The sequence below is a fragment of the Micromonospora sp. NPDC005194 genome, assembly GCF_040608335.1.
Classification (GTDB): domain Bacteria; phylum Actinomycetota; class Actinomycetes; order Mycobacteriales; family Micromonosporaceae; genus Micromonospora.
Genome location: NZ_JBEXIA010000017.1, coordinates 38,669 through 51,299 on the forward strand (window position 1 = coordinate 38,669; position 12,631 = coordinate 51,299).

The window sequence follows — 12,631 nt, forward strand, 5'->3', positions numbered from 1 at the left end:
AATCTCTGCCGGCGGGTGTCAACGGGTCAGGGGCGGTAGCGGTAGCCCATCCCCGGCTCGGTGATGAGGTGGCGGGGCCGAGCGGGGTCGTCCTCCAGCTTGCGGCGCAGCTGGGCCAGGTACTGCCGCAGGTAGTTGGTCTCGTTCTGGTATTCCGGCCCCCACACGTCCTGGAGGAGCTGGCGCTGGCTGACCAGTTTGCCGGGGTGGCGCAGCAGCTTCTCCAGCACGCTCCACTGCGTGGGGGTGAGTTTGACCTCGGTGTCGTCGTCGCGCCACACGCGGTGGTCGGCCAGGTCGACGGTGTGCCGGCCGATCCGCAGCGCCGGCACGGCCTCGCTGGGCGCGCCGAGCCGCCGGGTCACCGCGCGGATGCGGGCCAGCAGCTCCTCCACCCCGAACGGCTTGGTGACGTAGTCGTCCGCGCCCGCGTCGAGCGCGGCGACCTTGTCCTCGCTGCCGGCCCGGCCGGAGAGCACGATGATCGGCACGGCGGTCCAGCCGCGCAGGCCGCGGATCACCTCGACGCCGTCGATGTCGGGCAGGCCGAGGTCGAGGACCACGAGGTCGGGCGGGTGGCTCGCGGCGGCCTTCAACGCGGCGGCCCCGGTCGCGGCGACGTCCACGTCGTACCGGCGGGCACGCAGGTTGATCCGCAGGGCCCGCAGGATCTGCGGTTCGTCGTCGACGACCAGGATGCGCGTCATTCCTGCGGCTCCTCCGAGCTGCTCTGCGCGGCGGCGGGCAGCCGCAGCACCATGGTGAGCCCACCGCCGGGCGTGGTCTCGGGGGTGATGCTGCCACCCATCGCCTCGGCCAGCCCCCGGGACAGGGCGAGCCCGAGGCCGACGCCGGTCTGGTTGTCCCGGTCGCCGAGGCGTTGGAACGGCAGGAAGACGTGCTCCCACTGGTCCTCCGGGATGCCCGGCCCCCGGTCGATGACCCGCAGCTCCACCTGGCCGGCGTGCGCGCTCGCGGTGACGGTGGGCGGCTGGTCGGGCGGGCTGTAGCGCAGCGCGTTGGCGATGACGTTGACGAGCACCCGTTCCAGCAGGCCCGGGTCGGCGGTGGCCGCGGGCAGGTCGGCCGGGATGTCCGTGGCGACAGTCGCGGCCGACGGGCCAAGTTCGTCCAACGCCAGGGGTACGGCGTCCTCCAGGCCGATCGCGGTGGCGGAGATGCCCAGCACGCCGGCCTGGAGGCGGCTCATGTCCAGCAGGTTGCCGACCAGCCGGGCGAGCCGGTCCAGCGACTCCTCCGCGGTCTCCAGCAGCTCCTCGCGGTCGGCCTCGTCGAACTCGATGTCGTGGCTGCGCAGGCTGGTCACGGCCGCCTTCGCCGAGGCCAGCGGCGTACGCAGGTCGTGGCTCACCGCGGCGAGCAGCGCGGTGCGCATCCGGTCGGCGGCGGCGAGCGGCCGCGCGGTGGCGGCCTCCTCGGCGAGCCGTTCCTGGCGCAGCGCGACGGCGGCCTGGGCGGCGAACGCCTCGACGATCCGCCGGTCGGCGGCCTCCAGGCGCCGGCCGCTGAGCACGACGGTGATCCGGTCGTCGACGGGTACTGCCGTCTCGCCGGCGTCGGGCGTGCAGGCGGGCTGGTCGCCGACGCTGGCGACGACGCACCAGGCGTGCTCCTCGCGGGACCGGTCGGGACGGCCGTTCGCCTCCTCGGCCAGCTCCAGCACGCTCACCGCGCGCAGCCCGAAGGTCTCCCGGAGCTGGTCCAGCAGGGCGGGCAGGGGGCGCTCGCCGCGCAGCACGCCACTGGCGACGGCGGCGAGGGTCTGCGCGTCGGCGGCAGCCCGCGCGGCCTCCCGCGTACGCCGGGCGGCCACGTCGACGATCCAGCTCACGGCAAGCGCCACACCGACGAAGACGGCCAGGGCGAGCAGGTTGTCGGCCTCGGCGATGGTCAGCGTGCGGTACGGCGGGGTGAAGAACCAGTTGAGCAGCAGCGACCCACCGAGCGCGGCGATCAGCGCCGGCCACACCCCGCCGACCAGCGCGACCCCGACGACCCCGGCGAGGAACAGCAGAATGTCGTTGGTCAGCGTCAGGTCGGGCAGGGCCTCAAGCAGCAGGGTGAGCAGCGGCATGCCGAGCACGGCCAGGCCGAAGCCGAGCAGCCGGCGGCGGCGGGACAGCGCCGCCGGCACGGCCGCCGCCCGACGGCCCTTGCCAGCCTGCTTGTGGGTGACCAGGTGCACGTCGATCGAGCCGGAGAGCGCGGTGGTGGTCACCCCGACGCCCCGGGCGAAGATCTGCGCGAGGCGGCCCCGCCGGCTGGCCCCGAGCACCAGCTGGGTGGCGTTCACGCCCTGGGCGAAGTCGAGCAGCGCGGCCGGCACGTCGGTGCCGAGCACCTGGTGGTACGTGCCGCCGAGGCTCTCGACGAGCACCCGTTGGCGGGCCAGCTGGGCCGGATCGGCGCCGGCCAGACCGTCGCTGCGGGCCACGTGCACGGCGAGCAGGTCGGCGCCCTTGCTGCGGGCCGCGACCCGGGCCGCCCGGCGGATCAGCGTCTCGCCCTCCGGGCCGCCGGTCAGCGCCACCACGACGCGTTCGCGGGCCTCCCAGGTGGCGGCGATGCCCTGCTGGCTGCGGTAGCGGTCGAGCTGCTCGTCGACCTTGTCGGCCAGCCAGAGCAGCGCCAGCTCGCGCAGCGCGGTGAGGTTGCCGACCCGGAAGTAGTTGCCGAGCGCCGCGTCGATCTTGTCGGGGCGGTAGATGTTGCCGTGCGCCATCCGGCGGCGCAGCGCCTCCGGGGTCATGTCGACCAGTTCGACCTGCTCGGCGGCGCGGACGATCTCGTCGGGCACGGTCTCCCGCTGGGTGGTGCCGGTGATCTGCGCGACGACGTCGTTCACCGATTCCAGGTGCTGCACGTTGACCGTGGACAGCACGTCGATCCCCGCGTCGAGCAGCTCCTGGACGTCCTGCCAGCGCTTGCCGTGGCGGGAACCGGGCACGTTGGTGTGCGCCAGCTCGTCGACCACCGCGATCTCCGGCCGGCGGGCCAGCACGGCGTCCACGTCCATCTCGGTGAACTCGGCGCCCCGGTAGGTCATCGCGCGGCGGGGCACCTGCTCCAAATCGCCGAGCATCGCGGCGGTGTGCGGGCGGCCGTGGGTCTCCACGAAACCGATCACCACGTCGGAGCCCCGCGCGGCCCGCCGCTGGGCCTCCTCCAACATGGCGTACGTCTTGCCGACGCCGGGAGCGGCCCCCAGATAGATGCGTAGTTCTCCGCGTGGCACGAGAACCATCCTCCCTGGTCAAAGTCGCGGGCGGGGCCGTGCCCGGTCGGCACGGCCCCGCCCGCGGGGGTGCTCAGCGCGCGGCGAACTGCCGGTCGAGGGCGATGTTGAGCTCCAGCACGTTGACTCCGGGCTCACCCATGAACCCGAGCCCACGCCCGTCGGTGTGCTCCTCGACCAGCTTGCGGACCGCCGCCGGGTCCGCGCCGCGCTCCCGCGCGACCCGGTTCACCTGCAGCTCGGCGTACGCGGGACTCATCTGCGGGTCGAGGCCGCTGCCGCTGGCGGTGACCGCGTCGGCGGGCACCGCCGGGTCGGCCGGCGCGTCGCCCCGGATCGGGGTGATGACCCCGCCGATCGCGATGTAGTCCTCGCCGGGCTGGGCCAGCTCCACTGTCACCCCCTGGTACGAGGTGACGAACGGTGTGGCCGGGGCGACCTGGTTGACGCTTACCACCCGGGTGACCGGGCCGGTCAGACCGTCGGCACGGAACACCGCGAGCACCGCGCCCACCCCGTCGTCGGTGCAGTAGGGGCGGCGGCCGTCGACGCCGTTCAGCTCGCCGACGGCCTTGCTGCGCCCGCAGACCTGGGTAAGCAGGCTCTCGCTGGACTCCTCCGGGTCGGTGGCCACGGTGTCGACCACGCTCTCCGGGCCGAGGTTGCTGGCCGAGGTGGACGTCGGGTCGTAGCCGTCACCGGCGGCCGACGGGCGAGACTGGAAGTAGCGCGGGACGGGGTTGCCGTCCGCGTCGGTGAAGGACTGGCCGATCAGCGAGCTGCCGACGGTGTTGCCGCCCACGGTGATCAGCGAGCCGTCGGCCTTGTGGTTGAGGCCGGGCAGCTGACCGAGCGCGACCAGGGCCAGCGGGTAGACCAGCCCGAGCAGCACCGTGAAGACGAGCAGGGCACGCAGGGCGGCGAGGTGTTGGGCGAGCCAGGTGGGTAGGCGCATCACGAAATCCCCGGAATGAACTGGATGAGCAGGTCGATGAGCTTGATCCCGATGAACGGCACGATGATGCCGCCCAGCCCGTACACCAGCAGGTTGCGGCTGAGCAGCTTCGACGCGGCGGCCGGCCGGTACCGCACGCCGCGCAGGGCGAGCGGGATCAGCGCGATGATCACCAGGGCGTTGAAGATGACCGCGGACAGGATCGCCGACTCCGGGCTGGCCAGCCGCATGATGTTCAGGGCGTCCAGGCTCGGGTAGAGGCCGGCGAACATGGCCGGGATGATCGCGAAGTACTTCGCGATGTCGTTGGAGATGCTGAACGTGGTCAGCGCCCCACGCGTGATCAGCAACTGCTTGCCGATCTCCACGATCTCGATCAGCTTGGTCGGGTCGGAGTCGAGGTCGACCATGTTGCCGGCCTCCTTGGCGGCCGACGTGCCGGTGTTCATGGCCACCCCGACGTCGGCCTGCGCGAGCGCCGGCGCGTCGTTGGTGCCGTCACCGGTCATCGCGACCAGCCGGCCACCCTCCTGCTCCCGCTTGATCAACGCGAGCTTGTCCTCCGGCGTCGCCTCGGCCAGGAAGTCGTCCACCCCGGCCTCGTCGGCGATGGCCTTCGCGGTACGCGGGTTGTCGCCGGTGATCATCACGGTACGGATGCCCATCCGGCGCATCTCGTCGAACCGCTCCCGCATGCCGGACTTGACGACGTCCTTGAGGTGGATGACGCCCAGGGCGCGGGCCGGCTCACCGTCGACGTGCTCGGCGACGACCAGCGGCGTACCGCCGGTGCTGCTGATTCCGTCCACGATCTCGCCGACCTGCTCGGTCGGGTGGCCGCCGTTCTCCCGTACCCACTTCATGACCGCGGCGGCGGCGCCCTTGCGGACCCGGCGGGCCGTGCCCGACGCGCCGCCGTCGACGCTGGCGTCCGGGGTCAGGTCGACGCCGCTCATCCGGGTCTGCGCGGTGAACGGCACGAACGTGGCGTGCGGCATCACGCCCGGCTCGCGCTCGCGCAGCCCGAACTCGTTCTTCGCCAGGACGACGACCGAGCGCCCCTCCGGGGTCTCGTCGGCCAGGCTGGACAGTTGCGCGGCGTCGGCCAGGGACGCCGCGTCGACCCCCTCGACCGGGACGAACTCGGCGGCCTGCCGGTTGCCCAGCGTGATGGTGCCGGTCTTGTCCAGCAGCAGGGTGTTGACGTCGCCGGCCGCCTCGACGGCCCGGCCGCTCATGGCCAGCACGTTGCGCTGCACCAGCCGGTCCATACCGGCGATGCCGATGGCCGACAGCAGCGCGCCGATGGTGGTGGGGATCAGGCAGACCAGCAGCGAGACCAGCACGACACCGGTGACACCGGAACCGGTGATCGCCCCGCTGTCCGGCGCGGCCGCCTGGTACGCCTTGGAGAAGATCGCCAGCGGCTGAAGGGTGACCACGGCCAGCAGGAAGATGATCGTGAGCGCGGCGAGCAGGATGTTCAGCGCGATCTCGTTCGGCGTCTTCTGCCGGTTGGCGCCCTCGACCAGGGCGATCATCCGGTCGATGAAGCTCTCCCCCGGCTTCTGGGTGATCTTCACGATGATCCGGTCGGAGAGCACCTTCGTGCCACCGGTGACCGCGCTGCGGTCCCCGCCGGACTCCCGGATGACCGGGGCCGACTCGCCGGTGATGGCCGACTCGTCGACGCTCGCGATGCCCTCCACGATGTCGCCGTCGCCGGGAATGATGCCGCCCGCCTCGACCAGCACGATGTCGCCCTGGCGCAGCTGCGGCGCGGGCACCGCCTCGTCGCGGTAGGTGTTGGCCCGCGCGCCCGGCTTCCAGTCGACCAGCCGGTTGGCGATGGTGTCCTGCTTGGCCTGTCGCAACGCGGCGGCCTGGGCCTTGCCCCGGCCCTCGGCGACCGCCTCGGCCAGGTTGGCGAAGATCACGGTCAGCCAGAGCCAGATGGTGATCGCCCAGGCGAACACCGACGGGTCGGTCACCGCCAGGACGGTGGTGAAGGCCGCGCCGATCTCCACGATCAGCATCACCGGGTTGCGCCACAGGGTGGTCGGGTTGAGCTTGCGTACGGCGTCCGGCAGGGACCGGATGAGTTGCTGGGGGTCGAGCAGGCCCCCGCCGACCCGGTTGCCCTGCGTTGCCGGGGTGCCTGGCAGTTGCTCTGTCGGGGCGGACGTGACGGACATGTCCTCGTTCCTCATGATGGTCAGAGCCCTTCTGCCAGCGGGCCGAGCGCGAGCGCGGGCAGGAAGGTCAGCGCGACGAGAACCACCGTGACGCCGACGACCATGCCGATGAACAGCGGTCGATGGGTCGGCAGGGTGCCCTCGGACGCGGGGGTGGGTGCCTGGCGGGCCAGCGAGCCGGCCAGCGCGAGCACGAAGATGAGCGGCAGGAACCGGCCCAGCAGCATGCACAGCCCCAACGCGGTGTCCCACCAGGTGGTGTTCACCGTGATGCCGGCGAAGGCGGAACCGTTGTTGTTGCTGGCCGAGGTGAACGCGTACAGCACCTCGGAGAGGCCGTGCGGGCCGACGTTGAGCGCCGTCGAGTTGTTGCCGGTGGCGAACGCCGCCGCCGTGCCGACCAGCACCAGGATCGGCGTGATCAGGAAGTACAGCGAGGCGAACTTGATCTCCCGCGACCCGATCTTCTTGCCCAGGTACTCGGGGGTGCGGCCGACCATCAGGCCGGCGATGAACACCGTGATCACCGCGAGGATCAGCAGGCCGTAGAGGCCCGAACCGGTGCCGCCGGGCGCGACCTCGCCAAGCATCATGTTGACCATCGTCATCATGCCGCCGAGCGAGGTGAACGAGTCGTGGAACGAGTTGACCGCTCCGGTCGAGGTGAGCGTGGTGGCGGCGGCGAAGGTGGCCGAGTTCGACACGTCGAACCGCACCTCCTTGCCCTCCATCGCCGCACCGACCGCCTGCGGGACCGTGCCATGGCCGGCCAGCTCGAAGATGTTGGTGATGGCGACGCTGAGGAACGCGAGGATGCCCATCACCGCGGCGATGGCGTAACCCTGCCGGTTCTGCCCGACCATCCGGCCGAACACCCGGGGCAGGCTGAACGGGATCAGCAGGATCAGGAAGATCTGCAACCAGTTCGTCCAGGTCGTGGGGTTCTCGAACGGGTGGGCGCTGTTGACGTTGTAGAAGCCGCCACCGTTGGTGCCCAGCTCCTTGATCACTTCCTGGCTCGCGACCGGGCCTCCGGTGATGGTCTGGGTGCCGCCGGTCAGCGTGCTCACGTCGGTGCCGCCGGAGAGGTTCTGCACCACCCCGCCGATCATCAATACGATGGCCCCGAGGACCGCGATCGGCACCAGGATGCGCAGCACGATCCGCGTCAGGTCGACCCAGAAGTTGCCGAGTTGCCCGGTGCGGCTGCGGGCGAAGCCGCGTACCAGCGCGACCGCCACCGCGATGCCGACCGCCGCCGAGGCGAAGTTCTGCACGGCGAGACCGGCCATCTGCACCAGGTGGCCCATCGTCGACTCACCCGAGTACGACTGCCAGTTGGTGTTGGTCACGAACGACACGGCCGTGTTCCACGCGCCGTGCGGCACCACCGGGTCGAAGCCCAGCGACAGCCACAGGTGGTTCTGCACCCGCTGGAACAGGTACAGGAACAGGATCGAGACCGCGGAGAACGCGAGCACGCTGCGGGCGTACACGCCCCAGGTCTGCTCGGCGGCCGGGTTGACCCCGACCAGGCGGTAGATCCCCCGCTCGATTCGCGACTGCTTCGTCCCGGAGACCGCCCGGAACATGTAGTCACCGAACGGCTTGTAGACGGCGACCAGGGCCGCCACCAGCGTCAGCACGAAGATGACGCCCGCTGTTGTCATGGTCATCAGAAGCGCTCCGGAAACAGCAGGGCGAACACCAGGAACGCGCCCAGGACGATCGCGAGCACCAGACCAACGGCGTTGACGGCGTTCACAGCTTCTCCACCGCCCGGACCACCAGGGCGAGCACTGCGAACAGCGCCACCGTGAGGACCACGAACACCACGTCAGACACGCTGACTCCTCTAACCGGAAAGGTTCGTCGCGACCGCCTTCCGGTCGCGCCGGGCAATCAAAGCCCCACCACCCGCCGGACGGCAGGGGTCATAACGCGACCATGACGGCGGCGAACCTTTTCTTGACGCGGTTTTCACACCTGCCCATGAACAGGTGAAATGCGGCACAGAGGCGCGTCAGCCGGGGAGACGAGGGGTGGCTGTCCACCCTTTGCTCTGCTTCAACGGAGGCGACAGCGAGGCACCGACACTGTTGCGCCGGTTGAAGCAGAGCAAAGGGCCCGAAGGGGATGGGCGCCAGTCAGGCCGGGCGGCGGGCCACCAGCACGTCGCGCATGATCGACTGGTCCACCCGGTGCCGCAGCGCGCGGTAGGGCTCCGCGTCGACAACGGTCAGACCGGCGTCGGCCAGGGCCGCCGCCGCGTCGTCGCGGCTGGCGACGTGGGTGTTCCACGAGATGCCCAGCGCCCCGCCGGGGCGCAGCAGCCGGGCCCAGACCGGCGCGGCGTCCGCGAGCAGCGCCAGCGGGTCACGCGTCAGACCCTGATCGGCGGTACGGCTGCCGTGCTGCACGCCGTACGGCGCGTCGGCGACCACCAGGTCGACGGTCTCCGGTCGGAAGAACTCCCCCGCGCGGGTGGTGTCGGCGTTGACGACGTCGAGCAACTGCGTACGGCCCGCCTTGTGCTCCTCGCGGGTCGGCGCCAACTCGATGCGCACCCGCCGGCCGACCACCTTGCGCTCCCGCCGCACCGGCCCCGACTCCAGCACCCGGTGCTTGACCCGCTTCTGCTTCAGCCAGGTCGTGACGAACGCGCGGTACGCCTCGACGTCCTTCTGGTCGCGCTCGATCCCGGCGGCGTCGAAGCCGTACATCAGCGCCTGGTTGAGGGTGGTGCCGCGACCGCAGAGCGGGTCGAGCACCCGGAACCGGCGGCTGGTCAGCTCGCCGGCCCAGTCCGACGCGAGCAGGGTGACGTTGAGCAGCAGCTTGGTGAACTGCTCGTTGGTCTTGCCGGGGTACTTCTGGATGGTGAGCAGATCGTCGTCGTAGCGGTCCAGCCGGCTCCACTCGACCGGGCGCAGCAGGTCGCCGACGATCTCGAACAGCGCGTACCCGGCGGAGAGGTTGCCCAGGACGGCCAGGTCCCGTTCGGTCAGCCCGTCACCGCTGAACGTGACGTAGGTCGCCCCGCCGACGACCTCCGTGTCCAGCTCGCCGATCCGGCCGTCGAGCGCCGACCGGCCGAAGATCTCCAGCTCGGCCCGGGTGAGGTCGATGGCGGAGCGGGCGTACACCCGGTTGGTGGCGGGCAGGATCAGCAGGCCGTAGCGCGTCATGATCCGGCGAGTATTCCACAACGCGTGACGGTCGCCGGGAACCGGAGCGGCCTGCGGACCGACTACCCACACATGGGGTGTGAGCAGTGGCGGGAGGTCCTGTCCGCGCAGTTGGACGGGGAGGAGACCGCCGCCGAAGGGGCGGCGGCGCAGGGGCACCTGGACGAGTGCGCCCAGTGCCGGGCCTGGTTCGCGGCGGCGGTCGCGGTGACGCGCCGCGTTCGTACCCGATTGGTCACCGAGGTGCCCGACCGGACCGACGCGATCCTGGCCGCCGTCGGTGGCAGCGCCGCTGGCGACGCGGTTGCCGACGCCGGTGACACGCCGGCTGGCCGGTCGCGCTGGCGACCCCGCCTGCCCGGCCGCGCCGGGTTGGTCGTCGGGCTGCGCGCGGCGCTCGGGCTGCTCGGCGCGGTCCAGCTCGTGCTCGGCCTGGCCCAGGTGGGCCGGGGAGCGAGCGCGGACCACGTGCACGCCGCCGGCCAGCACCTGTGGCACGAGTCGGCCGCCTGGAACGTGGCGGTCGGGGCCGGCTTCCTCTTCGTGGCGGTACGCCGCAGCCCTCCGGCGGGTCTCCTGCCGATGCTCAGCGCGTTCGTCGGCACGCTCCTGCTGCTCTCGGTCAACGACCTCGCCACCGGCTCGGTGGAGGGGGAACGCCTGGTCAGCCACGGGTTCCTGGTGGTCGGCTACCTGATCACCGCCCTGCTGTCCCGGCCCGGGCTGCGCCCCGGCGGACCCGCGCCACAGCGTCAGCCGACGCCGTCGCGCTGGAGGTTCGGCGCGGACGAGACCGAACGGCCACTGCGGGTGGTGCACTCCGGGGCGTACCCCGCGCAGGCCGCCGACCGCTACGCCGCCCCGGCCGCGCAGACCGGCCGCCGCGCCGCCTGAGCATCGATCACGTCACGCGGCCGTAGTCGGCCGGATCCAGCCGGGCGGTACGGCGGCGGTACTCGGCGGCCATCCCCGGCCAGTTGGTGACGATCCGGCCGGTGGCCGTGCGGTACCAGCTCCGGCAGGCGGTCCACACGCTTGCGGCGAGCCGGCGTTGCAGCTCCGCGTCGTAGTCGGCGGCCACCTCGGGGCGTACCTCCAGAGGTTCGCCACCGGCGGCGAGCAGGCTGACCGCCTGCGCGATGTGCCGGGCCTGCGCCTCATGGAAGTAGATCACCGACGTGTTGCCGGTGTTCGTGTTCGGGCCGTACATGAGGAAGAGGTTGGGAAAGCCGGGCACGGCCATCCCGAGGTACGCGTACGCGCCGTCGCGCCACTCCTCGCCGAGCTGACGGCCGGCGCGTCCGGTGACCCGGATCGGCACCAGGAAGTCGGTGGCCGCGAAGCCGGTGCCGTAGACCAGCACGTCGCAGGGGTGGACCCGGCCGTCGGCGGTGCGGATGCCGTCCTCGGTCACCTCGACGATCGCCTCGGTGACCAGCTCGACGTCGTCCCGACCGAGGGCGGGCAGCCAGTCGTTGGTGAACAACACCCGCTTGCAGCCCATCGGCTCGACCGGCGTGACGCGGGCGCGCAGCTGCGGGTCGCGTACCTGCCACCACCGCTGCGCCCGCGAGACACCCCGCAGCACCGCCGCGGCGACCCGGTTGCCGGTCACCGCCAGCCCGGTGAGCACGGTGACCGACCAGAACGCCGCCCGGGGCACCCGCATCAGCGCCGGCACCCGCCGGTAGAGCGCCCGGCCCAGCCGCCCGTGCCGGCGGTCCGGCTTGGGCAGCGTCCAGGGCGGAGTGCGCTGAAAGACGGTGACCCGGGCCGCCCGGCCCGCGATGGCCGGCACCAACTGCACCGCGCTGGCGCCGGTGCCGATCACCGCCACCCGGGCGCCGTCCAGTCGTACCGTCGGGTCCCACCGGGCCGTGTGCATCGCCGGCCCGGCGAACCGCTGCGCGCCCGGGAGCGTCGGCACCACCGGCCGCGAGAGCTGCCCGACCGCCGGGACCAGTACGTCCGCCGTCAGTTCGGCGCCATCGGCGGTACGCAGCCGCCAGCACGCGCCGGCCTCGTCCCACGACGCGTCGGTGACCTCGGTACGCAACCGCACGCTGTCGGTAAGCCCCAGCTCGGTCACGCAGCGGTGCAGGTAATCCAGGATCTCCGAGTGCGGCGGGAAGCGCCGCGACCAGTCCGGGTTCAGCGCGAAGGAGTACGAGTAGAGCGGCGCCGGGATGTCGCAGGCGCAGCCCGGGTAGGTGTTGTCGCGCCAGACGCCGCCGATCCGGTCGGCCCGCTCCAGCAGCACCACATCCGCGTCGCCGGTGCGGCGCAGCGCGGCGGCCACCGCCACCCCGCCGAACCCGGAGCCGATGATCGCCACCCGCACCCGACCGGGACGTCGGGCGGTCGCTGCGCTTTCGGTCATGGCGGGCTCCCTCGGCGGTGCGGCCGACCGTAACAGCTTGTTGGCGGCTCGCCAACGATGCGAGCGCACCCCGCCGATCCTGTGGCCGCCCGGCGGGGCCACGTGGGTCGGGTGCTCGCCATGGTCGCGAGGGTTTCATGCCGTTGACGAATCCGTGGCTGGCTGGACCCACGCCGGCGAAGCGGCTCGACCGTGAACGACTTGAAGAGCGCATTCACAACCTACTGTCGTCGCAGAACATGTGCGTGCTCGCCACCACGGGTCCGGACGGGCCGCTGGCCACGCCGGTGCGGTACTACCCGCTCGGCTTCGCGGTGCTCTTCACCGCCGCGCCGCGTTCGCCGAAGATGCGCAACATCGCTGCCGACCCGCGCGTGTCCGTCGGCATCTTCGCGCCGCTCGTCGGGCTGGCCAGCAGCCGCGGAGCTCAACTGTTCGGAACGGCCAGGGTGCTCGGCCCGGAGGATCCGGACCGTGCGCACTACTGGTCGGCGTTCCGCTGGGAGAACGAGCACGCCGAGCGGGGGCGACCGCTGTCCGAGCCGCCCGAGGACACCCTCGTGGTCATCGAGGCGGAACGGATCGTCTATACCGAGCACTGGCTGCGACGGGACGGGTTCGCGCCCCGCCAGTTCTGGCGTCGCTGAAAAGCCTTCG

10 protein-coding genes are annotated in these 12,631 nt (G+C 71.9%); 2 read left to right on the forward strand and 8 right to left on the reverse strand.

Annotated features, from left to right (window positions below; translation table 11 throughout):
- Positions 1–26 precede the first annotated feature (26 nt).
- From ABZU53_RS16750 to ABZU53_RS16780, 7 genes are all read right to left on the reverse strand, one after another.
- Entirely contained in the window at positions 27–707 is a 681-nt protein-coding gene (locus ABZU53_RS16750) for a response regulator (RefSeq protein WP_354855575.1), read from the reverse strand.
- A complete protein-coding gene (locus ABZU53_RS16755; protein WP_355066632.1) occupies positions 704–3,256 on the reverse strand; it encodes a DUF4118 domain-containing protein in 2,553 nt (850 codons plus the stop codon). Before ABZU53_RS16755 ends, ABZU53_RS16750 begins: the two co-directional genes overlap by 4 nt.
- A 73-nt stretch (positions 3,257–3,329) precedes the next feature.
- Positions 3,330–4,211 (reverse strand): potassium-transporting ATPase subunit C, encoded by an 882-nt coding sequence (locus ABZU53_RS16760; protein WP_355066633.1) that lies wholly within the window; start codon positions 4,209–4,211, stop codon positions 3,330–3,332.
- Positions 4,211–6,406, reverse strand: a complete 2,196-nt coding sequence (kdpB, locus tag ABZU53_RS16765) for a potassium-transporting ATPase subunit KdpB (protein ID WP_355066634.1) — start codon at positions 6,404–6,406, stop codon at positions 4,211–4,213. The genes ABZU53_RS16760 and kdpB overlap by 1 nt, the downstream gene beginning before the upstream one ends.
- A gap of 20 nt (positions 6,407–6,426) precedes the next feature.
- Positions 6,427–8,082: a potassium-transporting ATPase subunit KdpA gene (gene kdpA / locus ABZU53_RS16770; RefSeq protein WP_355066635.1), complete on the reverse strand. Its 1,656-nt coding sequence runs from the start codon at positions 8,080–8,082 to the stop codon at positions 6,427–6,429.
- Complete coding sequence (kdpF, locus tag ABZU53_RS16775; protein WP_036390805.1) at positions 8,082–8,171, reverse strand: K(+)-transporting ATPase subunit F; 90 nt, start codon at positions 8,169–8,171, stop codon at positions 8,082–8,084. Before kdpF ends, kdpA begins: the two co-directional genes overlap by 1 nt.
- 382 nt (positions 8,172–8,553) lie before the next feature.
- Positions 8,554–9,594 (reverse strand): SAM-dependent methyltransferase, encoded by a 1,041-nt coding sequence (locus ABZU53_RS16780; RefSeq protein WP_355066636.1) that lies wholly within the window; start codon positions 9,592–9,594, stop codon positions 8,554–8,556.
- A gap of 72 nt (positions 9,595–9,666) precedes the next feature.
- On the opposite strand from ABZU53_RS16780, the gene ABZU53_RS16785 reads away from it, so the two are divergent.
- Complete coding sequence (locus tag ABZU53_RS16785; protein WP_355066678.1) at positions 9,667–10,488, forward strand: zf-HC2 domain-containing protein; 822 nt, start codon at positions 9,667–9,669, stop codon at positions 10,486–10,488.
- Between the two features lie 7 nt (positions 10,489–10,495).
- Here the strand turns inward: ABZU53_RS16785 and ABZU53_RS16790 are convergent, their stop codons facing one another.
- Entirely contained in the window at positions 10,496–11,974 is a 1,479-nt protein-coding gene (locus ABZU53_RS16790) for an NAD(P)/FAD-dependent oxidoreductase (protein ID WP_355066637.1), read from the reverse strand.
- Positions 11,975–12,111: 137 nt separating this feature from the next.
- On the opposite strand from ABZU53_RS16790, the gene ABZU53_RS16795 reads away from it, so the two are divergent.
- On the forward strand, positions 12,112–12,621 hold the full coding sequence (locus ABZU53_RS16795; RefSeq protein WP_355066638.1) for a pyridoxamine 5'-phosphate oxidase family protein: 510 nt from the start codon (positions 12,112–12,114) through the stop codon (positions 12,619–12,621).
- Positions 12,622–12,631 lie beyond the last annotated feature (10 nt).

Coding starts and splice junctions, on each gene's coding strand:
- ABZU53_RS16760 (WP_355066633.1), bottom strand. CDS start 4,211: ATGCGCCTACCCACCTGGCTCGCCCAACACCTCGCCGCCCTGCGTGCC.
- ABZU53_RS16790 (WP_355066637.1), bottom strand. CDS start 11,974: ATGACCGAAAGCGCAGCGACCGCCCGACGTCCCGGTCGGGTGCGGGTG.
- ABZU53_RS16795 (WP_355066638.1), top strand. CDS start 12,112: ATGCCGTTGACGAATCCGTGGCTGGCTGGACCCACGCCGGCGAAGCGG.
- kdpA (WP_355066635.1), bottom strand. CDS start 8,082: ATGACCATGACAACAGCGGGCGTCATCTTCGTGCTGACGCTGGTGGCG.
- ABZU53_RS16780 (WP_355066636.1), bottom strand. CDS start 9,594: ATGACGCGCTACGGCCTGCTGATCCTGCCCGCCACCAACCGGGTGTAC.
- ABZU53_RS16785 (WP_355066678.1), top strand. CDS start 9,667: ATGGGGTGTGAGCAGTGGCGGGAGGTCCTGTCCGCGCAGTTGGACGGG.
- ABZU53_RS16750 (WP_354855575.1), bottom strand. CDS start 707: ATGACGCGCATCCTGGTCGTCGACGACGAACCGCAGATCCTGCGGGCC.
- kdpB (WP_355066634.1), bottom strand. CDS start 6,406: ATGTCCGTCACGTCCGCCCCGACAGAGCAACTGCCAGGCACCCCGGCA.